General features: G+C 29.1%; 24 protein-coding genes, 1 tRNA gene and 1 other annotated feature. Of the genes, 2 read left to right on the top strand and 23 right to left on the bottom strand.

The window, feature by feature from the left end; genetic code table 11:
- Window positions 1–59: 59 nt before the first annotated feature.
- The 14 genes from gap to Q5O29_RS00255 form a co-directional block, all read right to left on the bottom strand.
- The gene (gene gap, locus Q5O29_RS00320; RefSeq protein ID WP_022211036.1) at window positions 60–1,073 is read right to left on the bottom strand and encodes a type I glyceraldehyde-3-phosphate dehydrogenase; all 1,014 of its coding nucleotides are present in this window, start codon (window positions 1,071–1,073) and stop codon (window positions 60–62) included.
- Between the two features lie 59 nt (window positions 1,074–1,132).
- Window positions 1,133–2,167, bottom strand: a complete 1,035-nt coding sequence (locus Q5O29_RS00315) for a sugar-binding transcriptional regulator (protein ID WP_022211035.1) — start codon at window positions 2,165–2,167, stop codon at window positions 1,133–1,135.
- Window positions 2,168–2,416: 249 nt separating this feature from the next.
- Complete coding sequence (locus tag Q5O29_RS00310) at window positions 2,417–3,253, bottom strand: DegV family protein (protein ID WP_022211034.1); 837 nt, start codon at window positions 3,251–3,253, stop codon at window positions 2,417–2,419.
- Between the two features lie 18 nt (window positions 3,254–3,271).
- Window positions 3,272–3,733, bottom strand: coding sequence for a tRNA (cytidine(34)-2'-O)-methyltransferase (locus tag Q5O29_RS00305; RefSeq protein WP_022211033.1), 462 nt, complete (start codon window positions 3,731–3,733; stop codon window positions 3,272–3,274).
- A gap of 254 nt (window positions 3,734–3,987) precedes the next feature.
- Entirely contained in the window at window positions 3,988–5,415 is a 1,428-nt protein-coding gene (locus Q5O29_RS00300) for a VanW family protein (protein WP_022211032.1), read from the bottom strand.
- 217 nt (window positions 5,416–5,632) lie between these two features.
- On the bottom strand, window positions 5,633–6,574 hold the full coding sequence (locus Q5O29_RS00295) for a glycoside hydrolase family 25 protein (RefSeq protein ID WP_022211031.1): 942 nt from the start codon (window positions 6,572–6,574) through the stop codon (window positions 5,633–5,635).
- A 195-nt stretch (window positions 6,575–6,769) separates the two neighbouring features.
- Window positions 6,770–7,681: a D-alanine--D-alanine ligase gene (locus Q5O29_RS00290; protein ID WP_022211030.1), complete on the bottom strand. Its 912-nt coding sequence runs from the start codon at window positions 7,679–7,681 to the stop codon at window positions 6,770–6,772.
- Between the two features lie 139 nt (window positions 7,682–7,820).
- A complete protein-coding gene (gene nth / locus Q5O29_RS00285) occupies window positions 7,821–8,462 on the bottom strand; it encodes an endonuclease III (protein ID WP_302631505.1) in 642 nt (213 codons plus the stop codon).
- Between the two features lie 15 nt (window positions 8,463–8,477).
- The gene (gene queG, locus Q5O29_RS00280) at window positions 8,478–9,455 is read right to left on the bottom strand and encodes a tRNA epoxyqueuosine(34) reductase QueG (protein WP_368073579.1); all 978 of its coding nucleotides are present in this window, start codon (window positions 9,453–9,455) and stop codon (window positions 8,478–8,480) included.
- 9 nt (window positions 9,456–9,464) lie between these two features.
- Window positions 9,465–10,049 carry a serine O-acetyltransferase EpsC gene (epsC, locus tag Q5O29_RS00275; RefSeq protein ID WP_022211027.1) on the bottom strand — a complete coding sequence of 195 codons (585 nt, stop codon included), beginning with the start codon at window positions 10,047–10,049 and terminating at the stop codon, window positions 9,465–9,467.
- A gap of 46 nt (window positions 10,050–10,095) precedes the next feature.
- Window positions 10,096–11,004: a cysteine synthase A gene (cysK, locus tag Q5O29_RS00270; RefSeq protein WP_022211026.1), complete on the bottom strand. Its 909-nt coding sequence runs from the start codon at window positions 11,002–11,004 to the stop codon at window positions 10,096–10,098.
- Window positions 11,005–11,044: 40 nt separating this feature from the next.
- Window positions 11,045–11,286 (bottom strand) — a binding site (T-box leader).
- Between the two features lie 63 nt (window positions 11,287–11,349).
- Window positions 11,350–12,603 carry a magnesium transporter MgtE N-terminal domain-containing protein gene (locus Q5O29_RS00265; protein WP_022211025.1) on the bottom strand — a complete coding sequence of 418 codons (1,254 nt, stop codon included), beginning with the start codon at window positions 12,601–12,603 and terminating at the stop codon, window positions 11,350–11,352.
- A 260-nt stretch (window positions 12,604–12,863) separates the two neighbouring features.
- Entirely contained in the window at window positions 12,864–13,322 is a 459-nt protein-coding gene (locus Q5O29_RS00260; protein WP_186835714.1) for a hypothetical protein, read from the bottom strand.
- Between the two features lie 252 nt (window positions 13,323–13,574).
- Window positions 13,575–14,453, bottom strand: a complete 879-nt coding sequence (locus tag Q5O29_RS00255; protein WP_022211023.1) for a YegS/Rv2252/BmrU family lipid kinase — start codon at window positions 14,451–14,453, stop codon at window positions 13,575–13,577.
- Window positions 14,454–14,643: 190 nt separating this feature from the next.
- Here Q5O29_RS00255 and pssA point away from each other — a divergent pair, with 190 nt between their 5' ends.
- Complete coding sequence (gene pssA / locus Q5O29_RS00250; RefSeq protein ID WP_022211022.1) at window positions 14,644–15,165, top strand: CDP-diacylglycerol--serine O-phosphatidyltransferase; 522 nt, start codon at window positions 14,644–14,646, stop codon at window positions 15,163–15,165.
- Window positions 15,166–15,243: 78 nt separating this feature from the next.
- On the opposite strand, the gene Q5O29_RS00245 is transcribed toward pssA, so the two are convergent.
- The 6 genes from Q5O29_RS00245 to recQ form a co-directional block, all read right to left on the bottom strand.
- Window positions 15,244–15,639: a hypothetical protein gene (locus Q5O29_RS00245; RefSeq protein ID WP_022211021.1), complete on the bottom strand. Its 396-nt coding sequence runs from the start codon at window positions 15,637–15,639 to the stop codon at window positions 15,244–15,246.
- A 142-nt stretch (window positions 15,640–15,781) separates the two neighbouring features.
- A complete protein-coding gene (locus tag Q5O29_RS00240) occupies window positions 15,782–17,152 on the bottom strand; it encodes a SpoVR family protein (protein ID WP_022211020.1) in 1,371 nt (456 codons plus the stop codon).
- Between the two features lie 2 nt (window positions 17,153–17,154).
- Window positions 17,155–18,327 (bottom strand): sporulation protein YhbH, encoded by a 1,173-nt coding sequence (yhbH, locus tag Q5O29_RS00235; RefSeq protein ID WP_022211019.1) that lies wholly within the window; start codon window positions 18,325–18,327, stop codon window positions 17,155–17,157.
- Between the two features lie 5 nt (window positions 18,328–18,332).
- Complete coding sequence (locus tag Q5O29_RS00230; RefSeq protein ID WP_022211018.1) at window positions 18,333–20,255, bottom strand: PrkA family serine protein kinase; 1,923 nt, start codon at window positions 20,253–20,255, stop codon at window positions 18,333–18,335.
- Window positions 20,256–20,490: 235 nt separating this feature from the next.
- A complete protein-coding gene (locus tag Q5O29_RS00225; RefSeq protein WP_022211017.1) occupies window positions 20,491–20,982 on the bottom strand; it encodes a GerMN domain-containing protein in 492 nt (163 codons plus the stop codon).
- Window positions 20,983–21,291: 309 nt separating this feature from the next.
- Window positions 21,292–23,058 (bottom strand): DNA helicase RecQ, encoded by a 1,767-nt coding sequence (recQ, locus tag Q5O29_RS00220; RefSeq protein ID WP_370545588.1) that lies wholly within the window; start codon window positions 23,056–23,058, stop codon window positions 21,292–21,294.
- 145 nt (window positions 23,059–23,203) lie between these two features.
- Here recQ and Q5O29_RS00215 point away from each other — a divergent pair.
- A tRNA-Leu gene (locus tag Q5O29_RS00215) sits at window positions 23,204–23,290 on the top strand.
- A 49-nt stretch (window positions 23,291–23,339) separates the two neighbouring features.
- Here the strand turns inward: Q5O29_RS00215 and Q5O29_RS00210 are convergent.
- The 3 genes from Q5O29_RS00210 to Q5O29_RS00200 form a co-directional block, all read right to left on the bottom strand.
- Window positions 23,340–24,764: a potassium/proton antiporter gene (locus Q5O29_RS00210; protein ID WP_022211015.1), complete on the bottom strand. Its 1,425-nt coding sequence runs from the start codon at window positions 24,762–24,764 to the stop codon at window positions 23,340–23,342.
- Between the two features lie 178 nt (window positions 24,765–24,942).
- Window positions 24,943–26,394: a methyl-accepting chemotaxis protein gene (locus Q5O29_RS00205; RefSeq protein WP_022211014.1), complete on the bottom strand. Its 1,452-nt coding sequence runs from the start codon at window positions 26,392–26,394 to the stop codon at window positions 24,943–24,945.
- Between the two features lie 164 nt (window positions 26,395–26,558).
- Window positions 26,559–26,840, bottom strand: a 282-nt coding sequence (locus tag Q5O29_RS00200) for an LPXTG cell wall anchor domain-containing protein (protein WP_302631502.1), incomplete at its 5' end; no start/stop codon positions are given.

Genomic DNA, 26,840 nt, shown 5'->3' with positions numbered 1-26,840 from the left:
AGGATCTTATAAGAGTGCTTTTATAAGCATCTAAATCCGTATTAAATTTACTATTAAAATTAAGCTAATTCAGCGAAGTATTTAATAGTTCTAACCATTTGGCTAGTGTATGAGTTTTCGTTGTCATACCATGAAACAACTTGAACTTGGTATAATCCTTCTCCGATTTCAGATACCATAGTTTGAGTTGCATCAAATAATGAACCGTATTTGATTCCGATGATATCTGAAGAAACTAATTCTTCTTCAGTGTAACCGAATGATTCATTTGAAGCAGCTTTCATAGCAGCATTGATTCCTTCTACTGTTACATTTTCACCTTTAACAACAGCAACTAATATAGTAGTTGATCCAGTTGGAACTGGTACTCTTTGAGCAGATCCGATTAATTTTCCGTTTAATTCTGGAATAACTAATCCGATAGCTTTAGCAGCTCCAGTTGAGTTAGGTACTATGTTAACAGCACCAGCTCTAGCTCTTCTTAAATCACCTTTTCTTTGAGGACCATCTAAGATCATTTGGTCTCCAGTGTAAGCGTGAATTGTTGACATTATACCAGATTGAATTGGTGCAAAGTCATTTAAAGCTTTAGCCATTGGAGCTAAGCAGTTTGTAGTACAAGATGCAGCTGATATTATGTTATCTTCAGCAGTTAATATATCTTGGTTTACGTTGAATACAACTGTTGGAAGGTCATTTCCAGCTGGAGCTGATATAACAACTTTCTTAGCACCTGCTTCGATATGAGCTTGAGATTTAGCTTTTGATACGTAGAATCCAGTACATTCTAATACTACGTCAACACCAATTTCTCCCCATGGTAATTTTGAAGCATCTGCTTCAGCGTAGATTCTTATTTCTTTTCCATCTACAGTGATTGAGTTTTCTCCAGCAACAACTGTATCTCCTAAAGCGTATCTACCTTGTGCTGAATCATATTTTAATAAATGAGCTAACATTGATGGGCTTGTTAAATCGTTGATAGCAACTATTTCATACCCTTCTGCTCCAAACATTTGTCTAAATGCTAGACGTCCTATACGTCCAAAACCATTAATTGCAACTCTTACCATTACAATTACCTCCTAAATAATAAATATAATATATTTAAAATAAAAATTTTAAAACAACATTAATTTTGAGCTTTCATCAGTTCCACTATCTTATTTGCTGCTGCTTCATCAGTTACTAGAACTGCATTACTATCATTCATTTCAGCTGCTATTATAGCTTCTACTTTATTTTTTCCAGCTGCTACAGCAATATGTGTATTAATTTTTTTTGCATCATTTATTTTTATACCAATGGTAGTATTTTCAGATACAACTTTTGAATTTTTATCAAAATAACATCCATACGCTTCGCCTACTGCGCCATTTTTTTTAAGCTCTTCAATAAATTCTTCAGAAGCTCCTCTTTTCCCTGCCATATGAATAGCATTTCCTATACCATATATAAGTATATCTGCTTTATGAATGCAATCTATAACATCTTTGATTTGCTTTTCTTTTAAAAGCCCATCTAAGACTTCTAAACTAACATTTTCCGGAATATGAAGCAATTTATAACTCCCATTAACTTTTTGTGCTAAGGCAGCTGCCAAAGTATTAGCTTGGCTTTCAACTTTTCTTCCCATTCCTCCTCTTGCAGGCAAAACAAGAACATTGGAGACATTATTTATTTTAGGGAAAGCTTCAACTAATTCCTTAACTGTACTTCCACCTGTAATAGCTATTATACTATCATCTTTAATAATATCTTTTACATAATTAGAAGCAGCTTTTCCTAATTCTTTTAATACATACGGATTACTTTCCACGTCTCCCGGAACAATTATTACATCTTTTAATCCTAAAGATATTTTAATAAATTCCTCAACGTCGTTTAATCCTTTTATCTCATGCATAAAATCGTTTAATTGTTCTACTACTCTGATACCCTCTTCAGTAACAGTCATTCCCAGAGTATTTATCTCAATTAAATCCTGCTCTTTTAAAAAGTTAATCTCAGTACGCACAATTCTTTCACCTAATGAAAGTTCTGATGCTAAAACCCTTCTACCAATTGGCTGGTTGAAATATATAGTCTTTAAAATATTGTATCTTTTTTCTAAGATATCAACCAATTCAGGAACTATCTTTTTCTGAACTGATAATATTTCCTGCACTTTTAGCCCTCCTTTTGGTCTTAAAGCGTCCCACTTATAACTTTTTGTGTCCCGCATATATTATTATAAAACAGAATTTAGAATTTTTAAACCCTTTATAGTAAAATTTTATATATTTTTTTATTATCTAACTTCTTCTTTCTTTTATTAGAAGGCTAATCCCCATTTACCCTCTATATTTTGCCACGGTTATTCTAGATATATGTAATGTATTTTCTAACAGTATAAAAAAAGCCTCATGGCTTTTTTTTATTTTTCAAAGAAAAATATTCCACAAGGCTTAATTCCAGAGTGAATACCTACTGTACACCCTACTTTAGCATCTATATAATTTATATTTTTTTCTTGGAAGTATATCTTTAACCCTTGGTATACATCTTCATTTAAAAGTTCTAATAATACTATTGGCGAGTCAAAATCAACATCAGCACTTTCAAAATCTGATACTAATTTCTTTAAAGCCTTTTTACTTCCTCTAACCTTATCTTTAACAGACATTTTACCATCTTTTATTTCTAAAATTAGTCTTAAGCCTAACACACTACCTATTGTTCCTGCAGTTTTTGATAGTCTTCCACCTCTTACAAGGTTTTCTAATGACTCAAAATTTAATGAACACTTAACCTTAGGTATTGCTTTAAGAATTCCCTCTTCAATTTCTTTTATTCCTAAACCTTTATCTCTAAGTTCACAAGCTTTTAATACTAATAATCCTAATCCTGATGTAACATTTCTAGAATCAATTACAATAATATCATCACTTTCTAACATATCTTTTGCTATACATGCTGATTGATATGTTCCACTCATGTCTGAAGATAATGTTAAGGCTACTATTTTATACCCTTCATCTAAATACTTTTTAAAACTTTCTTCAAATCTATTAGGAGTTACTTGAGCTGTTGTAGGTAAAACGCCTGTAGCATCAATTTTATCAATCATTTCCTTCGTGGTAATTTCTATACCATCTAAATAACTTTCTTCTCCAAAGTTTATTAATAACGGTAACACTTCAATGTCTTTTTCTCTTATAAGTTCTGCCGGTAAATCTAAAGTACTATCTGTTATAATTTTAATTTTTTCCATGAACAGTACCCCCATTTCTTATTTCATATTTGGAAAATCCATTTGTCTTAATGCTTCATAAGCTATTGTACACACTGTATTGGATAAATTTAAGCTTCTTGTACTAGTCTTTATCATTGGTATTCGTATACCTTTATGCGCATTATGCACTTCTTCTGGAACCCCACTTGATTCTTTTCCGAACATAATAAAATCTCCTGGCTTATAACTTTCTTCATTATAGAATTTTCCTCCATGAGTTGTAGCTAGAAATATTCTTTGTTCTCCATACTTAGCCATAAAATCTTCATAAGATTCATGCACTTCAAGCTTTAAGTCTTTCCAGTAATCTAATCCAGATCTTTTAACTGCCTTGTCATCTATGCTAAATCCTAAAGGCTTTATTAAATGTAAAACAGAATCCGTTAAAACACAAGTTCTAGCAATATTCCCAGTATTTTGTGGTATTTCTGGTTTATATAAAACTATATTTAAATTCAATGAATTCACCCTCCAAAAAGTAAAATGAAAGTCTCTTACTTTAATATATGTATGTATCTATCTATAAATTTTATAATACTATATGATTATTTATTAGTCAAAGCATTTTACAGAATGTTAATTTTAATTAAATTTATAATTTCTCTATTTAAGTCCTTATTAACAACAAAGAAAAAATGGTGCAAAAAACTCACCAAAATAAAAAATCGCTGTATGTATTAAACTTACAACGATTTTTTGTATAATTAATTATTTTAATTTTCTGTAGTAGTTGCTTTTTTAGTTCCTACTTTTACCACAGTATTCATTGGTGCATAATAATCTGATGAAATAAACTCTCTTGACACTTCAACACCATTTGAATATGTAACTAAATATGCTTTTGATCTATATCCAGCCATACCATTTACAGTTGTAACTCTACTTCCCTCTGCAAGTGTATTATCATTAACATATTCTGTAGTATAATCTAGCTTTTCTATAACTTCATTTACTAACTCATAAGTGTTGTTTCCAAAACTTTCTTTATTTCCATAGATATTAAATACTATAGTATTAGAAGTCATATATCCTTCAATATATATAGGGAAATCATATGTATTAACAAATCTGTAGTCTATCTCTCCTTCATAAACAGTTGCATCTAAGCTTGGCTCTGCATAACTTACCATCATTGAATGGTTATATCTTAATGAAGATTTTAAATTAGCTCTCATGGCAGCTCTATATAGTATAGTAGAAATATTACATACTCCACCACCATATTCTTGTACTACTTCACCAGCTACATAAGCTCCAGCTTGTTGATAACCATTTTCTGGTGTAGTTTTTCCTATTGCTTTATTATAACTAAATTCTTCACCTGGCATTAAAAGCGTTCCATTAACTGAATTTGTAGCTATCTTCATATTGTTAACTCTGCCAGTTGCATTATTCACATAACTACCTGAAAAACTTGATACTACACCATTAATTTTTTGTAATTCTGCTGATGTAACCCTTGGTACATTTTCCTCAAGTTCAATAACAATAGCTTTTCCTGCAAAATTATCTGGAGAAATACTTTCTTTTATTTTATTAACTAATGCATCCACATCTATCTTCTTTCCAACAGTTTCATTAGAAATTGATATAGCACCTGCACTGATATTTATAGTAGCATCCTTTGGTTCAATCTTTACTGAATTATTTATTTCATTGGCAAATTCAATAATTTTACTTTCATCATAAACTAATACTGTTTTCATTTGATGATTTACTCCATTTTTAATCATTGAATTTTTTTCAAATAACCCTTCACCTTTTCCATAAGCTAATGCTTCCTTAACAATACCATCAACATCTATTGATGAATCTATGTCATTATAGCTTAATTGAAAATTCTGCTCTCCTACCATAACATCTATTACTTTATTATTAATTTGCGTCATTAATTGTGATTCTAAAGTTGTCTTAGCTTCTTCAGCAGTCTGTCCTGATAAATCCACACCATATATGCTTACTCCTGAATAAATCCTATTATCCCAAGAAGCAACTTTAGTTTTTATACTAAATATATACCCAATAGTTGCAGCTAAAATTATTACTAATACGGAAGCAGTACAAATTATAATTTTCCTTTTATCAGTTATAAACTCACTGAATTTACTTTGATCTTTAGATTCTATATTATTCTCTTGCAAACAATATACCTCCCCCATCTTTCAATAATACGAAATACTATAAAAAATGTATTTTTATAGTACTTTTACTATTATAGTATATTATTTTGTCTAAAACAACAATGAAAACTTTCCATGTGTTATGTGAATTCAATGCAAATGTAAAATATACTTGATTTTATTGTTATATTCAAAACAGCATAAAAACCACCTGAAACAGATGGCTTTTATTATATAATTATACTTTAACAGTGGCTCTTTTTACAGAAACTTCACCATCTTGATCAAATGCTTCTATAGCTATAGAAATATTTCCCTTTACTGTGAATGGTAACTCATTTATTCCAATTGAAAAACTAGTATCATTTGCATCTACTGTTCCTATCCAATAACCATTGGCAAATATATTGTAACCAAGCAAATCAAAGTCTGCATTTTGAATCCAGCTTATATTTATTACATTACCTTGTCTGCTGGCTTGTAAGCCTTTAACCACATCTGGTGGTGTTAATAAGTCTATGTTGTTAGGCCCCCAGTTTGCATCTACTTTATTGCTTATACCTGCAACTGTTGCACTTTCACTATATTGCCATATTCTCCACCTTGTCCATCCTCCTACATCTGGCGGTACTTTAGGATTTCCAGATATAGCAGTATATAAAGCTATCCAAAGAGGCATATTTTTTAGAGGATATCCTCTGCCTTCAATATAAAAATTATTATATAACTGTACAAAAAATACTCCTGTATAAAGCATAAGTCTTCTTCTAGTGGACTTTTCAAATCTCTTCCTAAATCTATCAATCCAATTAATTAAAGCTGTAGTAGAAATAGATTTATCTGTAGGTGTTTCTACATCTACTACTGGAAATAAATCTCCATAATCACCATCACCAAATCCTTGTTGCAATACATTAATAAAACCATCGCATTGAGCATCTGCTGTATTCAAATCATAGCTAGGCACTGCAAAATGATATGCTCCTACAGGAATACCATAATTTCTTGCCTTAGAAGCAAAATCAATAAACTTTCTATCAGTTCTAAATCTCCCTGAAGCTGATCCTGATGATCTTAGATATAAAAAATCTACCGTCCTTGCCAAAACTGCAAAATCTACTCCCTGAGTATACTCATTTATATCTATACCAAAAAGACTTTTATCAGTTCTATTTTGCATAGCTCCTCCGTACATAAAATTTCCTTACTTTATAGCTTATTAATATTTTTCAAAATAGTTTCCTATTTGGTAATAAAAATCTTTTATTAGTGAATTTAAAACGTACCTCAATCTTCTGCTATTAAAAAAGAAGCAGTTACACTATTTAATGTAATTGCTTCCTTAACATCTTAACTCACCAATCTTCTTAACATTCTAAACCGCTCTATTTACCTTTAAAGATGTTTCTATTATTAAATCTAAGAACTCTGAAAAGCTATATCCTTCTCCCTTTGCACTTTTAGGGAAAAGACTTGCAGCAGTCATTCCTGGAAGTGTATTAACTTCTAATATATAAGGAGTTCCTTCTTTATTAACTATCATATCTATCCTTGAATAAACTTCACACTTAAGTGCTTTATAAGTTTTTAATGCCATTTCTTTAACTTCTTTATATAAATCTTCTTCAAGTTCCACAAGCACTTCATCTGCTCCATTCTCTGAGTATTTTTGTGTATAATCAAAAAAATCACTTTTTGGCTTTATTGCTATAACCGGAAATAGTTTATTATCAAATACTGGACAAGTAATTTCATTTCCATCAATAAACTCTTCTATCATAACTTCTGTATCCCACTTTAATCCCTCTTCTACAGCTTCTTGTACCTTTTCTTTATCATATATCTTAAAAGTAGCAACACTTGAACCACCATTAGTTGGCTTTATAAATACTGGATAACCAATATTTTCTATTGCCTCATAATCTATTTCCTCTACTGATTTTACATTAAGCCATCTTGCAGTTCTTATACCATTAGCCTCTAAAACTGTCTTTGTCAAATCTTTATCCATACATAAAGCAGAAGTTAATGGTCCACATCCTGAATATGGTATATCTAAAGTCTGTAATACTGATTGAACTGTTCCATCTTCACCAAACTTACCATGTAATGCTAATAAAGCAAAATCTAAATCCTTTACTTTATTTATTATATCTACCTTTTCATCAATAACAACTGGTATTACCTCATATTTATTTTTATCTATATTTTCAATAATTGATTTTCCACTTTTTAAAGAAATTTCTCTTTCTGAGGATATTCCTCCCATGATTACTCCAACTTTCATCAAAACTACCTCCATATTATAAAGTTAAACAATGCATATATTTCATTAACGCACTTAACTAATTATATCATTATCTATATCTAATTAGAAGTTTACATAAATATAAAACTCTACTACATAAAAATATAGAGTTTTATATTTATTTTAATTTCTTTTTATTTTCTTTATAATATCTACATCTAGATGTAAATGGACATTCGTCACATTTAGGATTTCTAGCTGTGCAACATCTTCTACCATGAAAAATAAGTAAATGATGTGTAAGACTCCACTCCTTTTTAGGAAGCTCTTTTTGTAGTTGTTTTTCCACTTCTAAAACATCATCTGAATCTGCTAGTGCAAGCCTATTGGATACTCTAAAAACATGTGTATCCACTGCAATAGATGGCACATTAAAAGCATTAGATAGCACTACATTAGCAGTCTTTCTGCCAGCACCAGCCAATGTCACCAGTTCTACCATAGTATCTGGTACTTCTCCATTATATTTATCTTTAAGTTGGTTACACATAATCATTAAATTCTTTGCCTTATTTCTATATAAACCAATTTGTTTTATATGATTTTCTAGTTCATTAATAGACATGGTAAGAAATGTATCAACATCTGGATATTTTTTAAATAATGTCTCTGTTACTTCATTTACTTTTTTATCAGTAGTTTGTGCTGATAATATTGTTGCCACCAATAACTGAAAAGGTGTTTCATAATTCAATTCACATTTTGCATCTGGATACATTTCCTTAAGCTTTTCTAATATAAATTTTGTCCTTTGTTTCATCATTAATCACTCCAATTATTTCTTCTTTAAAATTTCAATATAATTATTTATATACGGAGATGGCCCCTTAAACTCTTCAATATCATAATTTTCATTGTGCATTTTAATTATAGCATTTCTTCTTATAACATTCTTTCCTCGCCAGCCACAAGAAGTTTTAGCTATCTTTTCTTTAAATATTTTATTATCCATATTAGCAAACATATATGTATCTTCATTCATATACTCTAATGTATTAAACTCTTCTAATACATTAATTTTTACACCTTCGTTATATGGACATTTAAGTTGACAAAAATCACAACCAAATACATTTCCTTTCAAAAGCTTAATTTCCTTATCATTTATATCTTTTTTCTGAGTAATGTATGAAAGACATATATTAGGATTAATTCTATTTTTATTTATTGATTTTGTAGGACATTCTTTTATACATATATCACATTTACTACATTCATCAAATTGCCTTATATCTTGAAAGCTTCTAACTTCATTGCATTCTATTTTTGCATTAGTTATTATTTCTCCTAAAAATACATATGAACCATATTTTTCAGTGATTATCATATTATTTCTACCAATAAAACCTACACCAGCTAAATATGCTATATATCTTTCAGGTAAATAATTACTATCAACAAAAGATATTGCTTCCCATCCTAAAGAATTTATGTAAGTACATATTTTCTCTAAATACTCTTTTACTACTCTATGATAATCTCCTCTTTTAGTATATATAGAAAATCCATTATTATTTTCATTGACATCTTCATGATAATAAGGGAAAGCTATAGATATTATAGTTTTCCCATCTTCCATATAAACCTTAGGATTTATTCTCTTTTCAATTTCTTTTTCTTCAAATTCATTTTCTAAATTATTTTCTTTTCTATACTTATAGAATTCTACCAATTCTTCAAATCGCCTACATGGTATAAACCCCAGCGTATCTAAACCTAAAGAATTACAGTATCCTATGATTTTATCCTTTATCACGCTAAATCACCATAAATTATATATTTTTCTTTTTATTCCCTTACGCTGGCTTATATCTATAATTGCCTGACTTTCACTAGCCTTTACAATATTTCTAGCTGGAACGCCTACTGCTGTAGCACCTGCCGGAACATCTTTTAAAACCACTGAATTAGAGCCTACCTTACTATTATCTCCTATATTGATAGGTCCTAATACTTTAGCTCCTGCACCTATTACAACTTTATTTCCCACCGTTGGATGCCTCTTACCTTTATCTTTACCAGTACCACCTAAAGTAACTCCATGATATAAAGTTACATCATCACCAATCTCTGTGGTTTCCCCAATAACAACACCCATTCCATGATCTATAAAAAGACCTTTTCCAATAGTTGCACCAGGATGTATTTCAATCCCTGTAAAAAACCTTGACAATTGAGATACTATTCTAGCTAGTAAAAATAGTTTTTTATTATACAAAAAATGTGCAATTCTATAAGCAATTAATGCATGAACCGAAGGATATACTAAAAAAACTTCTATCTTACTTCTAGCAGCAGGATCATTTTCCATAATCCTGTTTAAATCATACTTTAAATTATCAAACATTTCTTCTCATTCTCCTTTTTAGAAGTATATGCTGCTTATTTTTTACTTATCCGTATATTCCCATTGATATATATTTTTCTCCTCCATCTGGAGCAATGGCTAATACCTTCTTGCCTTCACCTTCTCTCTTAGCTATTTCCATAGCTGCATATACTGCTGCCCCTGATGATATACCAATTAGAACACTTTCTTTTTCTGCAAACTCTACAGCAGTTCTTATGGCGTCATTATCATCAACAGTCATCACTTCATCGATATATTTCCCTTCATAAATCCCCGGTATAAATCCCGCTCCAATACCCTGTATTTTATGAGCTCCTGGATTCCCTCCTGATATAACCGGTGAACTTTTTGGCTCTACAGCCACTACTTTTATATGCGGATTTAGCTCTTTTAATCTCTTTGCTATACCTGATACAGTTCCGCCTGTTCCTACACCTGCTACAAATACATCTAAATCCTTTATATCTTCATATATTTCATTTGCTGTTGTTTCATAATGCTTTAATGAATTAGCAAAATTCTCAAATTGCTGTGGCATAAAGTATCCGTACTTTTCTACCATTTCTTCTGCTTTTTCAATGGCACCCTTCATTCCCCTTATGCCTTCAGTAAGAACTAACTCAGCACCATAAGCACTTATTAAATCTCTTCTTTCCTTGCTCATTGTATCTGGCATAACTATTATCACCTTATACCCTTTCAACTTACCAATCATAGCTAATGCTATACCAGTATTACCACTTGTAGGTTCCACTATTACTGATCCTTCTTTTAACAACCCATCTCTTTCTGCAGCTTCAATCATACCAAGTGCTGCTCTATCTTTAACACTACCGCCTGGATTATACTTTTCTAATTTCACAAACACTTCCGCTGCATTTTCTACATTGAAATTATTTAACTTTAGCACTGGTGTCTTTCCTACTAGTTCCAAAACATTGTTATAAATCATACTATTTCCTCCTTTAAATATAAAAAACTTCGTCTCTAAACTTAGAGACGAAGTAATAATCGCGGTTCCACTCTAATTGAATTTTAAATCAATAAATTCCAACTCAAATACAGGTACAAATAATACCCTTTCGCTATAACGGACGATTACCGTAGAATCTTACTTATATTTCAGATTTAAACTCCAAAGTGCACTTCATATAAACTATAGGTGAAGAGATTCCAGCCCCCTCTTCTCTCTTAAACCATCATCTATACTACTTTTCTTTTTCATCGTTTTAATTCCGACTATTTAACTATCCTTTATATATTATTATATGACTTTGCTTTTAAATGTCAATGAAATCTATTTATTTTTTCTCTTCCAAATAGGATATAATATCTCATCAATTAAATCATGAGTATTCACAACACCTATAAGCACTTCATGTTCATCTACCACCGGAATAGACATTAAATCATATTTTGCACATTTTTCTATTGCCTCATCTATATCTAAGTCATATCTTAAAGCGTTAGTCTTTTCATTCATAATTTCCTTAACCTTTGTTTCAGGTTTAGTTAAAATTAAATCCTTTAATGAAACAACTCCTATGACTTCTTCTTTTTCATCTTTGATGAATATACTATTAAATTCATCATCTTCATATTCTGTTTCTCTTAATATTTCTATTATTTCACCTATAGTTATATCTAAATTAAAAGATATAAAATCTTTACTCATAATACTTCCTACAGTTTCATCTTCATATTGTAAAAGTTCTTTAACTTCCTTGGCATCTTCAGTTTCTAAGTTAACTAATATCTTTTCTCTTTCATCATCATCTAAATCATCTAAGATATCAGCTATTTCATCATTAGGCATATTTTCAAGAACTTCTGCAGCCTTTTCTTCACTAAGATCTTTAATTATGCTCCCTTTATACTCTGGTTCAATTTCTTCTAAAGTATCTGCTGCAAGGTCTTCATCCAATGATTCAAATACAAGCTTTCTTGAACTATCATCAAGCTCTTCTAAAATATCTGCTAAATCTGCTGGATGCAGCGTTGATAATTTCTTATAAGGAACAGCTATCTTTAAATTATTGTTTATCATTTCCAATGATTCAACATCATCCCACATAAGAACTCTATCTTCATAATCTTTATTGATAACTTTATAAATAAATTTTCCTACGCCTTGGCATCCCATTCTTCTAAATTTAGCTAATGGTCCTGTTTCAACAGCTATTACCCTATATTCTCCTGCAATTTCAGCAAGCCTTAAATCATCAACTCTTACCACTTGCTTTCCATTTATATCTACTATTTTCTTATCTAATAGATTTTCAGATAATAGATATGAGTACGTTCTAGGTAAAATTTCTTTACTTCCTCTAGTAAGTATCTTTACCTTATTATCAGAAGCATAAAAATTAATGTTTCTAAATTCATAGTGAAAAGTAGACCCATCCTTCTTAACTTTATAGCCTATTACTCTTGGATATCCTTCATCTGTAGTTACATAGATATCCTTTAACTCACCTAAAACATCATCAAATTCATCATATATTTTTTTACCTAAAATATTTGTAAATAAAAATACTGACATTTTCTTCATAAAGCTTCCTCCTATATTATCAGAGGAGCTTATTTAATAAATAGCATTCCCTCTAATAATCCCTATTCAATTTTCTAAAATTATTCCTCTGAGGGACACCCTCCATTTAAATTCACCACCATTATTTAAAAACTCATTTTTATACACATCAAAAAAGCCCATAAAAGGGCATTTTCATATACTTATATTATATTACACTAGTTTTAAAAGGCAACTATTTTTTCCTTTTTACTTATGAAAAATTCTTCCTAATGGTTAAACTAATTAAAAGTATCTATAGATTGCAATACCACTATCAATAAACTAATTTCACCAATAAAAGGATAAGGAAATATCTTTATTCCCCCTAAGAACAATATATACTCTATAACAAATACTACAGTTGAAAAAGTCAAAAGCTTCATACCTAAAGTATTACTGTATGGCTTATCTATATTTATTAAGGATATAACTGTAACCATGGCCATAACAATTAAATATATAAGGCTTGGAATCATCGTATCTTTAAAAATAACTACGTAGCCAAATTCAGCATCAATATAGCTCTTTAATCTATAAAAGGATATCAAGAAACAATATATTCCTATCATTGATATCATCAAGATAAAATTATAATCAAACCTCATCCTTTCATTTCTTAAAAATATATATAATGCCCCCATTGATAATAACGGAATTGTAATTATATCCATCATTGACATGGGCTTTAAAAAATACATTATTTCCTGCTTTTCAATTAAAGATAACAATAGTAACGTAATGTTTCTCAGTAATAAAATAGTTAAAGTAATAATATAGTATTTCCTAACCTTAACTGGACATCTTTTTCTTGCTTTCATAATTAAATAAAATATTATAGTAATTATAAATAACAAAAGACATAAATAATAAAAAGCCTTCACATTTATTTCCTTCCATAATTACTGTTATTTATAACTATTATTTTTTTTTATATTTTATTCTACATATAATTACTTAACACCTAAAATTTTCAGTCCACCTTTTATACATTTAATTTCTAATGGGAAATCTGGTCCCTTTTCTCCATCAATATCAGTAACTATATCTTCATGACATTCAACCTTTAAATAATCTGTCTTAAAATATAACACCTTATTTGAATCTAAGTGTTCACCTTTAAGAACCTTAATAAATAAAGGTAAAAGCTCATATATCTGCACAGCCTTAAACATTATTATATCCAATAAACCATCACAAGCATCTGCTCTCATAGCCAGATTAAAATTCCCTGCCGTAGCCCCATTGAATACTAATAATAAATACATTTCGCCTTCAAACTCTACTTCTTTTGATGAAATATTTACATGAAGCTTTCTAAAATTAGGTAACTCTTCTAACCCTTTTAGATAATATGCTAATTTACCTATAGTATTTTTTAAATTTACATCTGTCTTTTGAGAAACATCAGTAAATAATCCTGTACTAGCAACATTTACAAAATACTTATCATTAATACTTCCTAAATCTACTGATTTGACTTCTGAAGATAATATCTGTTTACATGCTTCTTCTACATCAGAAGACATCCCTAAAAACTTAGAAAAATCATTGGCTGTTCCAACCGGTAATATACCTATTGGTAATGATATACCACTCTTGGCCATAGCATTAACAACTGAATCAACAGTCCCATCTCCACCAGCTATTAATATGTATTTATAATTTCCATCTTTTATATCACTTAAGGCCACTCCTACATCTTCTCCAGCTGTGATTCTATATGGAACTACCGTATATCCAGCCTCTTGATGAAGACTTATAACTTTATCTAATTTTGATAATATAAGATTTTCACCTGAATATGGATTATAAATAAACTTTACTTTCATAACACTATCTCTCCTACTACCATTATTTTTAAATTATATCACGATTTCTATACTTATAAAATAAATAACTTGTAAATATATTGCTTTTTGCAATCTATATTTTATAATACATATATTTTCAGTATTAAATTGTGAATACTTTTGTGCTATAATTATATTTTGACATAGAAATTATTTAGGAGTGATTAAAATGAGAAAAAGCTGTGTTCCTAATATATTTACCTTTATTAATCTATCTTTTGGAATATTATCAATTATAGAAACCCATAATGGGAATTACAGACTCGCTAGTATCTTTATTATTGCAGCTGCTTTAGTTGATAGATATGATGGAAGAATCGCTCGTTTTCTGCAAGTAAGCAGTGATTTAGGAAAAGAATTGGATTCTCTAGCAGATCTAGTATCCTTTGGTGTAGCACCATCAATTCTTGTATTTTTATTATTTGACTTAAACTCATATGGCCCATTTGGAATCATAGGAATTATTATTTTATTACTTTTCCCAATATGTGGTGCATACAGATTGGCTAGATATAATGCTGTTTCCTTTGATGGAGTATTTACAGGCGTTCCAATTACTGTTGTAGGATGCTTTATAGCTATTTTGGCATTATTATCATTTAAATATACTATTGCACCAACATTGCTAGTAATATTGATGCTTATTGGTTCATATTTAATGGTCAGTAATTTAAAATTAAAGAAATTTTAGTTTTATAACATAATTAAAATAAAAAAGAATTCAAATTGCTGAATTCTTTTTTATTTTTTAGTTTAATATACTCTTTAATTAATTATCATCGTCATCAAAATTAACAAAATTATCCTCCCTATTTTTAACCTGTCCTATATTAGAAGAATTATCATATAACAATTCATCATCTATTTCAGTTAAAATATCCTTTTGAGTGCTTTTATTCATGATATAATTTCCTAAAACTGAACAATATTGAAAATAAGATTCACCACACTTATCAAGAAGAGTTATTAAATGATCTATAGTTTCTCCTAATTTATCTGCTCTTTTTACAGCATCTTTAACATAACTGGATTTAGCCTCAGGAATATTGTTTAGTTCTGCTGCTCCAGCAATTAGTAGCCTATATGAGTCTGTTACCTTCTTTAATAATTCAGATATATTGTATACTTCTCCATAATAACTCTTCATCATTTCCTTATATTTCATTTAACTCTCTCCTTATTATTTATAAAATTATTCATTAAATAAAATATTCGTTGCTTTTATTTTCGATACAAATACATTTTTCTAGTTACTTTTTCTTTATAAATAAACAGGCTGCATCAAAATCGTTGACACAGCCTGTTTATTAATTTACTATAACCTTTCGTTCATTATCACAAGTTAATTCTATTTGCCTACCTTCCTTTGTTTTTGTTTTTAAAACTATCTTATGACCCCATAAATCAAATAGATATTTTATGGTTTCTTTTGCATATAATAGTTCTAGTTCTCGTCCATCATATACATGCTCTAAAGTAAGAGTACCATCATTTCTGTTAAAATCAACTATTCTGATATACGGTATTCCCCCTACTCCACAAGTATCTGATATAGTATCTCTTATACTCTTCCATCCATCTTCATCAGATACCTCTTCTACCACAAATTCAAAATTTTTCTTAGCATATTGGAATAAGTTTAATTCCTCACATAAATCTTGTGTTAAATATTTTCTTAAAAAAGAATTATCTCTTTCTAAATATCTCACTTCAAACATCTTTTCTCGTCCATATCGCTTTTCAATGTCTTGGAACACTCTAAAACCTATATAGTAAGGATTTAAGCCTCCTAAAATAGGTGCTATAACATCATTGTGCCGCTTAATAAACTCAAAGTGTAAACCTGACTCTAATTTAAGCTCATTTAATATAGTATAATGCCAATAGCTTGCCCAGCCTTCATTCATTATCTTAGTTTCTATTTGTGGCAAGAAATATTCGCTTTCTCTCTTAACTATCTTTAATATATTCTTTTCCCAGTCTTCTAGGGAAGAATATTTAATTATAAAGCCCATGACATCATCACAAGGCTCTAAAGGTATCTTATTCAAGTTAGGAAGAATAATTTCCTCTTTTTCATCAAAGGCTCCCTTATTATCCACTTTGCTATTATACTCATCAATTAAGGCTTTTTTGATTTGTTCCTGAGTGAGCTCCTTTACACCTACAACTCTTGGTATTTGAAATCTCAAAGCATGAGCTGCATCAAGAATCTTTTCAACCTTATCATATCCTATATTAGGATCATTAATATAATCTCTGATTATATCTGCATCAAGCTTAAACATTTCAATGGTATAATAAGCTTTAGTCCCTTCTCTAAATAGTCTATTATTCTTAAAAAAATCATTGTGACCATACACATGAGCCATGGTCAATATTTGTAATAACAAGGTATTTTCCCTCATTAAATAACCTAAACATGGATCTGAGTTTATAACCATTTCATAAGGTAGACCTGTTAAATTAAATGAATATAAAGTCTTATTCTTTTCATATGCCTTACCATAACTCCAGTGAGGATATCTAGAAGGCATACCAACATAAGCTTCATACCCTATCATTTCATTAAATCCTATTATCTCAAATTCTTGAGGATAATAATCAAGTCCAAGCTCCGTAGCCTTTTGTTCTATAATCTTATTCCATTTTTCTAATTCTCTCACTGTATATTCCATGGCTACTCCTCCCTAAGCTCTTTACTTAACATCAATTTCAATGCATCCCATAAATTTTTCTTTTCTTTTACCACCACAGAAATGAAATTTTTATTGGTTACTTCTTTACTAAACCTATAGTACATTGTAGTTGAATAGGTTGAAGGAAGCAATTCAGCATAGCCTACCATATTGCTCACTTCACAAAGTTCTTTAAGTGCTGTTATTGCCCTTTCATTATCTTCTGACCAATTGTCACCATCACTAGCATATACAGGATATATATTCCACATTTCTGGAGGATATTTTTCCTTAATCAAGTCTAAAGCTACATTAAGTCCGCTGGATATATATGTTCCACCTGATTCAGCTTTATGGAAAAATTCATATTCATTTACCAGCTTGGCTATTGTTGTATGAGATACAAATTCAAAAGCTATATTATTATATTTTCTCTTTATAAACCTAGATAATACAAAGAAAAATGATCTTGCTAGATATTTCTTAGTACTATCCATAGAGCCTGATACATCCATGATAAATATCATCACAGCATTGCTTTCTTTCTTTGGTTTCATTTTTACTCTATAATATCTAAGGTCATCTTCTCTAAAAGGAAATCTATCTATATCCTGCTCTAAGCCTGCTTCTGCTAAAGCTCTCTTTTTACCTTGCTTTCTAGCTGTTTTAGCTATAACAGTCTTCTTTTTAGCAAGTCTTGGATTAATACCATGTCTTGCATATCCTCTTTTTCTGCTGGCGCTTTCAGAAAGAATCTGTGAATATTTCTTTCTATCTAAATTTGGAAGCTCCAAGTCTTCCACTATATAGTCCATTAATTCTTCCAAAGTGATTTCAGTTTCATAAACATCATCACCTTCACTGTTTCCAGCACCTTTCTTACCTTTTTTTCCAATACTTTCTGCCGAACCTATCTTGTCTCCTCTTTTTTCTTCTCCTGTACCAGTAGCAACACCTTTATTGTTGTTTCCAAATACAAATTGATATTCCTTTATCCCTCTAATAGGAATCTTAAATTTTTTATTTTTCGTTTCCCCTACAATACTTTCTTCAGAAAGGATATCACCTAAATTTTCTTTGATAGATTTTTCAACTAATTGTCTATGACGTCTTCTATCTTCAATGCTTCTATCGTGTTCTACTGGATTTTCACTATTATCTCGAAAGATAGCCATCTTTATCAATCCTTCCACAAATTGTTTGCTGCATATTTTAATATGACGTCACAACAGTGTAGACAATATCCATTGTTCTTCATTTCTTCAACCATAGCATCATACTTTTCATTTTGCTCCTTATCTCTTACTCTTGTCTTAGTTATTATTCTAGACAAATCTTTTACTGATGCCATAAGCTTCTTTTCAATGGCTTCTTTTAATGGTTCATATGAAGTATAATCTATTTTCATGCCATTTCTTACTAAGTAGAACATATAAGATGTAACATCTGCTCTAAATCCCTTGCTAGATGCTTCAGATACACCTATTTGTTCTTCTATATTTCTCATGAAGTCTTCATCTGGATTTAATTCTTCTCCTGTTGAACTATCCTTTATCTTAGTCTTATTTACAAATGCTTCTGCATTATCTATATAATTATTAAATAGGCTTTCAGCTTGTTCTCTAAATGAATGTATAAAGGCCTTTGTTATTTCCTTTTCCAATACCTTATTATATTCTTTTCTAATAGTGTCTTGAATAAATCCTAAATATCTCTTTTTATCTTCTGCTGAAGCATCCATCTCTTTAATAGATTTAATAATGCTCTCCATTATGCTTAATGGATTTATACAATCATATTCTGAAATAGATAAGGCATTATCTATTGCTTTTACAATAAATCTAGTACTGATACCTTTCATACCTTCATAACTTCCAGCTTCTTCTCTTAATTCCTGTATATCTATCCTCTTAGTAGTTCCTTTTTCCACAATATCCTCACCATTATAAAGTTTTAACTTTGTCATAGGATCTACTTTAGCTGAAGGAGATAATCTTGAAAGTATAGCAAACATTGCTGCTATTTCTATGGTATGTGGAGCTATATGAGCTTTAAAATTACTTCTCTTCAATATCTTTTCATATATCTTCACTTCTTCATCAAGCTCTAAGCAATATGGAACTTCAATCTTTACAATTCTATCTAATATAGCTTCATTAGTATGATCTGATTTAAACTTTTCCCATTCTGCTTCATTTGAGTGAGCTACAATAAGTCCATCAAAATAAATCATTGAACCTTTTCCTGGTGATGGAATTGATTTTTCTTGAGTAGCTGTTATTATAGTGTGTAAGTATTCAACATCATTTTTAAACACTTCAATAAATTCTACCAACCCTCTGTTACCTACATTAAATGCACCATTTAATGAGAATATCCTTGGATCGTCTTCAGGATACATATCCATCTTAGATATATCAATTGATCCTGTTAAAATAGATGTATCTTGATTATTAGGATCAACTGGAGGCACTACACCTATTCCTTTTCTTGATCTTATAGAAAAATTCTTTCTTTCAACAGGAACATTTTCATATTCCCCATTAAATTCATGAATAAGCCTATATTTACATACTGGGCATAAATCTCCTTCAATTTGTGTGCCTAACATTTCATTAAATTTTCCTCTTAGATGATTAGGAACAAGATGTAAAGGTTCTTCATGCATTGGACAGCCTTTTATAGAATAAATAGGATCACAGCTTACTAAAGCTAATTTTAATGCTTCAACCAAAGATGATTTACCAGCACCAACAGGTCCTACTAAATATAATACTTGCCTTGCCTCTTCACCTTTCATTGATGCAGAATGAAGATAATTTACCAATTTCATTAATACTTTATCAATACCAAAGAAATCATCTTTAAAAAATCCATATCTCTTTATAGTTTCATTTCCATAGATTTTTCTTATTTTAGGATTCTCATCCCCCTTTAGTACCTCAACACCTTCACTCATAATCCTTTCATATAATCTCTTATGAGAAAGCTGTGCAATATCTGGATTAGCCTTCACAAGTTCTAAGTAATCTATAAATGTACCTTCAAATTTTTCTTTATTTCTACTTTCTCTATCTGTTACAATAAATTCTTTGAAGTTCATAAGCACTCCCCCCTTTACTTTAATATATTAATTACCAAACGTAATATATTACTCTTTTTATCTTTTTAGATTAAATAAAATATAAACGTAGCCAAACCATGGGCTTATTTATGGATAAATGCTTACTTTGATTTAACCTGCACCAATTATTATTTATCAATAAAATCAAACAGCGTTTAATTAAAAAATAAATAAGATAGTAGTAACAATTAGCTTCTACTATCTTATTTATTTTTTAAAGCTCTAGTTTTGGTGTTTTTATAAGGCTTACATCCATTGGACCTATGGTTTCCACTTCCTTCCCATCAATAAGGAATTTTACACCATCCACATTAAAACATTCATTTAAACATAATGTATTTACAATTGAATATATTTTTACTTTAACAGCTGCAGAAGAGCCTGTTTGACTATCATCAAAATCCTTGCTTAAATCTACATATGCTATTTTATTCTCTATTTTTATTGAATTAACTTCTGTTTCTTTTGGTATACAACATTTTTCAGTATCTTTTAATGCTGTAATAACATTTTTTAATTCTGAAATATCTACATTTTTCTCTTCAACTACCCATTTTGAAATATTATCATCTGGTACATAAAGTTCTATTAATTTCTCACTTTTATAGCTTTCCTCTACATTGTTAGAATTAACTGCTTTACTTTCTAAGCAACCTACAAGATTAATGCATAGTAATAATATACCTATTAAAAATTTTTTAAACATACTACCTCCTTAATATTATTTTCTATAATTACCACTATTTCCTTTTATGCCATTATTTATTCATTTAATATCAAATTTTAAAAATAACCTAGTAGTATATATTATGCTATTTTCTTTAACAAATGATAAGGAGTAATATTATGACCAATAATGATTTTAGTGTCAAAATATATAATATCGTTACTAGTAGCACCTCCTATAGTATTTTCAATCCTATTTCAACAGTATTAAAAACATTTAATATAAAATTTTTGTAATATTATAATATTGGCTCACAACCTATATTAGTTGCGAGCCATACATGGATTTCTACTTATAATTATTTATTATATCTAATAGTTCCTCTCCAAATTTTTCATATTTCTTTTCTCCCATTCCTCTTATACCAAGAAGCTCTTCCTTATTCTTAGGTAATATATTACTTATTTGAATTAAAGTAGCATCTGAAAATATTATATATGGTTTAATTCCTTCTTTAAGAGCTTTATCCTTTCTCCAATTCCTTAACACATTAAATAAATCTTTATTTAACATTACTTCTTCTTCGCTTTCATTTAGCTTAAATAAAACCTTCATTTCAGATTTTAATATTTTCAATGACTTCTTATTTAGCTTAAGCATAGAATATGTACCTTCTTTTAAATCCACATAACCAAAATCTATCAATGTCTTTATTATATCCTTAATAAATCTGCTACTGTACTCTTTCATTATTCCATAAGTGGTCAATTGATTTAATTTATCATTAACTATCTTAGGTCCTGTCATCCCTCTTAAAACATCTACCAACACAGCAATTCCATATTTTTCTCTGCTTCTATATACACAAGATAATATTTTTTGTGCTTCTATGGTATAATCACGAATTTCTTCATCTTTTAAACAATTGCTACAGCTATTGCAATAATTCCTTGCATTTTTTTCACCAAAATAGTTTAAGATAAAATACCTTAAGCACCCTTTGCTTTCACATAAATTTATCATTTCTTGTAACTTTCTTATCTCTATTTCTTTCCTATTTAAAGACGATGTCGTATATATAAGATATTCTAAAGTACGCACATCACTTCTATTATATAAAAGATAGCAATTGGCATTTTCTCCATCACGTCCGGCTCTTCCTATTTCCTGATAATAACTTTCTATATTCTTTGGCATGGTAAAATGTATAACATACCTTACATTTGATTTATCAATTCCCATACCAAATGCATTAGTAGCTATCATTAAATTGATATTTTCCTTAAGAAATTCTTCTTGATAATATTCTTTTTCTTCATCTTTAAGACCGCCATGATATTTTCCTACTATATAGCCTAAATCTTTTAGGTAATTATAGAGCCCTTCTACTTCTTTTCTTGTTACACAATATATTATTCCTGAGCTATCTTCTTCTCTAATTATATCTTTAACAAATTCTAGCTTATCTTCTTCTATATATAAGTGTATATTTAAATTTTCCCTATCAAAACCACCAATATAAATATAAGGATTGCTAAGCCCTAATAATTCAAGCACATCTTTTCTCACCACCTCTGTAGCTGTAGCAGTAAATGCTGTTATTACTGGTCTTTTATCAAATTCATTAATAAACTGTGCTATTTCTCTATAACTTTTTCTAAAATCATGTCCCCACATTGATACACAATGAGCTTCATCTATAGCTATTTGACTTATATTAAGATTTTTTAATTTTCTTTTAAAAAAATCATTTTCTAATCTTTCAGGTGCTATGTATAATAATTTAACTTTTCCTTCATAACATTTTTTTATTATGTCATTTATATCATTTAAGCTTTGAGTACTATTAATATACTCTGCTACAATACCATTTTCATTTAAACTGTCCACCTGATCCTTCATCAATGATATAAGTGGTGATACTACTATTGTTATTCCTTTAAATATCATTGCAGGTATCTGATAACAAATTGATTTTCCTCCCCCAGTAGGTAATATACAAAAACTATCTCTACCTTTTAATATATTGCTTATTATTTCATACTGTCCTTCTTTAAATGAAGTATATCCATAGTATTTATTTAAAACTTCAAAAATAATATTCATACTTTTAATCACCACCCTTTTACTTATTTACTTTATTTATTAATTTTATCATATTAAATTATAATATAAACTTATACTATAAATAATTTTTATAACTATTTTGTAAAAAAGTGTTGACCATATAAGCTTTTTATATTATACTGACATTGTTCTTGCTGAAGTGGCGGAACAGGCAGACGCACAGGACTTAAAATCCTGCGGTAGCGATACCGTACCGGTTCGATTCCGGTCTTCAGCACCAAAAAGAAGTTCAATTTTGAACTTCTTTTTTTGTTTTATTTAAAAATTTACTATTTAGCCTTTATAACTTTATAAAAGTCCTCATCTAAACAATTACCAACTGCCACCAATACATCGCCTTCCTTTATTATAGAAGATCCTTTAGGAATTATTATTTCACCTTCTCTTTTTATCATAGCTATAAGTATTTCTTCTGGAATATTAGCATCAATTATACTTTTATTTATAAGATTACAGCCCACATCAACTTTTAATTCCATAACCTTTGTATTTTTCTCTTCAACATAATCATTAAATGTCTTTAATACAGGTTTGTTATTATCTAAAAGTTCTAAACGCCTTGCTATTATAGGTATCAAAGTTCCTTGAACTCCAACAGACATCAAAGCAATAAAAAATATAATATGATATATATCATTATTTATATTAACCTCATAATTTAAAGCAAATATGGAAAAAACTATAGATGCTGCACCTCTAAGACCTACCCATGATATAAATAGCTTTTCCCTAGTATTAAACTCAAACCTTCTAAGCACTAAAAAAACTGATATTGGCCTTGCTATAAAAATTATAACAAGAGAAATCACCACTGACTTTCCTATTACTTTAGGTAGTTCTATGGGACTTGATAAAAGTCCTAAAATAAAAAATAATATTATTTGCATAATCCAAGATACACCATCTAAAAAGTGTACCAAAGTCTTCTTATGAGGTATCTTACTATTACCAATAATTATTCCACTGATGTAAACACTTAAATATCCATTCCCTCCCATCCATTCACTCAATGAATATGAAATTATAGCTATAGCTATGATAAAAATAATGTAAAAGCTTTCTATTTCAAAATTTGCATGCCTAATTAAATATATAGAAGCTATTGCTATCACAGCTCCTACAATAATTCCAAAAACTATCTGACTTACTATCATTGGTATAAGCTGCATTACTGTACCGTTCCCCATTATAGTAAGAATAATCAAAGTTAACATATAAGCTACTGGATCATTACTACCACTTTCTACTTCCAAAAGCGATGCTAAAGAACCTTCCAAATTTAATTTTTGTGATCTAAGTATAGTAAAAACTGATGCTGCATCGGTGGAACTCACCACTGCACCTATAAGTAAAGATTCTAATAAAGATATTTTAAATATTAAATATACAAACAATCCTGTAATAAAAAAAGTTATGATAGTTCCTAAAGTAGACATTAAAATAGAAGGTACTGCCTTTGGTCTAGCCATACTCCAATTAGTTCCAAAACCACCATAAAACATTATAAAAACTAAAGCTATTGATGCAATTTCTCCAGTTAGTTGAAAGTCACTAAAGTCAATTCCTATTATTCCAAATATCATGCCTAAAAATATAAAAATCAAAAGAAGAGGCACTCCAAACTTGTATAAAACCTTACTAGAAGTAATACATATAAGAAGTATCAAACCACAACATAACATTAGTTGTACCATATGTTCCTCCATTGTTATTGCTATTTATTCATTATATTATCTATTGACTCTTTAATTGCAAAAATTAAATTATTTTTGATAAAGATGAGATTTTCAATACTCTTAAGTACCATAACCTTATTTAAATTAAAAAAAGAAACTCCCTATAATTACTTATTGGAAGCTTCTTTTATTAATTCTAAATATATTTTTCTATTTCATTAACAGTCTTTTCTAGAGACATAAAAATTTCTTTAACTTCTTCTAACTTTTCTGAATTTTTATTAGATATTGAAGCAGTATACTCTGAATTATCCATAGTTTCTTTTGATAATATAGAAATATTTGAAATACTATCACATACTTTTTCACTATTATTTAATACCAATCTCATCATATTGGTTACTACATTTATTTCACCTTTAACAGTATTCATATTATCTTGAATTTTGTTAAATGCATCATTTGTGTCATAAACCAACTCTTGTTGTTTTATACTTTCTTTTAATAAATTTTCAACTTGCATAACTGATACCTGAGTTTCATTCTTTAATTCTGCTAAGATACGCTCTATATTTTCTGCATTAGTCTTACTTTCTTCTGCTAATTTCTTAATTTCTGTTGCTACAACTGAAAACCCTTTTCCTACTTCTCCTACTCTAGCAGCTTCTATTGATGCATTTAAAGATAAAAGATTGGTTTGCTCTGCTATACTAGATATAATTTCTGTTATATTTGCTATATTAGAAAATTTATTTTCTAAATTTTTCATAGATTCATTTACTAAATTGTTTTTCTCATTAACAAATTTACTTGTTTCTAGTAATGTTTTAACCTTTTGTATTCCTGTATTAATAGCATTATCTGCATCCGTTGAATAATCTTCTACATTTTCACTTGCTTTAGTTGCATCTTCAATTTTATTTTTAATATCTTCTATTAAAGAACTTTCCTCTTCTATTTCCAATACAGTTTTTGATGAACTTGATTTTATTTCTAAAAATGATTTATTTAATTCTACATTGCTATTATTAAAATCATTCATAATTTCATTTAGTGATATAAAATTTTCTGATAATATTTCAACTATTTTTTTCATATCATCTATTAATTGTTGTTGTTGTAAATTTTTATTACTTATTTCCTCTAATATTTTTGCTGTAATTTCCTCAGAAGTTTTTAAACTGCTTGTTACAAATAAACTTACAGGTATAAATCCAATAACACTTGCAATTACTATAATAGACTCACTGGTATTTCCTTGCGAAATTAACATATATACATATATTGCTATTGTAATAGAACACCATGTACACATAAATCTTATTAATTTTACATTTTTACATAAAATTATAGAGATTATATAAACAAATGCAATTACATATGTTACTACAGTTTTGGTTGTTAATAATGTTATTGAGTATATAATACAATATATAATTGAATATATCCACGGAATAGTTTTACTCAATTTATTTCTCTTATATTCTATAATAGCTACTAAATTTGTTATTATTATACTCCCAGTAATTAATAATAAAAATTCTTTACTTCTATCTCCAACTGCATACTGGCTTAATGAACCACCAATATATAAAGCACCTAAAAATAAAAATATCCCTATAATAATTCTATTAATTTTTTTATTCATAGAATTATTTCCTCCTTTATACTATATTAATAATTAAAATCTCTTCTAAAATATTTATCGAAAACTATCTTTTTTTCTTTATTATAAATTACAAAAAGATAGTTTTGCTAATTTATATAATCAGCAAAACTATCTTTACTTAATCAATTTATAAATGATTTTATTTATTTTTTCCTCTTCTTTTTGAATGTTAATAATCCACCTAAAGTTAAAATAGTAGATCCAAGTCCTATTATTCCAAGAGAATTAACTCCTCCTGTTTTAGGTATTGATTTATCATCTTCCTTATTATTTTTTTCTGAAGATTCTACACTAACTGGTATTTCTTTTTTATCTGATGTATCAGGCTTCTCTTCTGGAGTTTCAGGTTTTACTTCTGGAGTTTCAGGTTTTACTTCAGGAGTTTCAGGTTTTACTTCAGGTTTTACTTCTGGAACTTCAGGTTC

The organism is Clostridium sp. CAG:265 (assembly GCF_000436575.1).
Classification (GTDB): Bacteria; Bacillota; Clostridia; order Clostridiales; family Clostridiaceae; genus Clostridium; species Clostridium lentum.
Note: the sequence above shows the minus strand (reverse complement) of the source record. Positions and strands in the feature narration are given on the sequence as shown.

Excerpts from the sequence above, each read along its gene's own strand:
- Q5O29_RS00290 (WP_022211030.1), bottom strand. The coding sequence starts at position 7,681 with ATGAAAGTTGGAGTAATCATGGGAGGAATATCCTCAGAAAGAGAAATT.
- gap (WP_022211036.1), bottom strand. The coding sequence starts at position 1,073 with ATGGTAAGAGTTGCAATTAATGGTTTTGGACGTATAGGACGTCTAGCA.
- pssA (WP_022211022.1), top strand. The coding sequence starts at position 14,644 with ATGAGAAAAAGCTGTGTTCCTAATATATTTACCTTTATTAATCTATCT.
- Q5O29_RS00260 (WP_186835714.1), bottom strand. The coding sequence starts at position 13,322 with ATGTATTTTTTAAAGCCCATGTCAATGATGGATATAATTACAATTCCG.
- Q5O29_RS00265 (WP_022211025.1), bottom strand. The coding sequence starts at position 12,603 with ATGAAGAAAATGTCAGTATTTTTATTTACAAATATTTTAGGTAAAAAA.
- nth (WP_302631505.1), bottom strand. The coding sequence starts at position 8,462 with ATGAAACAAAGGACAAAATTTATATTAGAAAAGCTTAAGGAAATGTAT.
- Q5O29_RS00210 (WP_022211015.1), bottom strand. The coding sequence starts at position 24,764 with ATGGTACAACTAATGTTATGTTGTGGTTTGATACTTCTTATATGTATT.
- Q5O29_RS00295 (WP_022211031.1), bottom strand. The coding sequence starts at position 6,574 with ATGCAAAATAGAACTGATAAAAGTCTTTTTGGTATAGATATAAATGAG.
- Q5O29_RS00245 (WP_022211021.1), bottom strand. The coding sequence starts at position 15,639 with ATGAAATATAAGGAAATGATGAAGAGTTATTATGGAGAAGTATACAAT.
- epsC (WP_022211027.1), bottom strand. The coding sequence starts at position 10,049 with ATGTTTGATAATTTAAAGTATGATTTAAACAGGATTATGGAAAATGAT.
- Q5O29_RS00205 (WP_022211014.1), bottom strand. The coding sequence starts at position 26,394 with ATGAATAAAAAAATTAATAGAATTATTATAGGGATATTTTTATTTTTA.
- Q5O29_RS00225 (WP_022211017.1), bottom strand. The coding sequence starts at position 20,982 with ATGTTTAAAAAATTTTTAATAGGTATATTATTACTATGCATTAATCTT.
- cysK (WP_022211026.1), bottom strand. The coding sequence starts at position 11,004 with ATGATTTATAACAATGTTTTGGAACTAGTAGGAAAGACACCAGTGCTA.
- Q5O29_RS00230 (WP_022211018.1), bottom strand. The coding sequence starts at position 20,255 with ATGAACTTCAAAGAATTTATTGTAACAGATAGAGAAAGTAGAAATAAA.
- yhbH (WP_022211019.1), bottom strand. The coding sequence starts at position 18,327 with ATGGCTATCTTTCGAGATAATAGTGAAAATCCAGTAGAACACGATAGA.
- Q5O29_RS00255 (WP_022211023.1), bottom strand. The coding sequence starts at position 14,453 with ATGAAAGTAAAGTTTATTTATAATCCATATTCAGGTGAAAATCTTATA.
- Q5O29_RS00310 (WP_022211034.1), bottom strand. The coding sequence starts at position 3,253 with ATGGAAAAAATTAAAATTATAACAGATAGTACTTTAGATTTACCGGCA.
- Q5O29_RS00240 (WP_022211020.1), bottom strand. The coding sequence starts at position 17,152 with ATGGAATATACAGTGAGAGAATTAGAAAAATGGAATAAGATTATAGAA.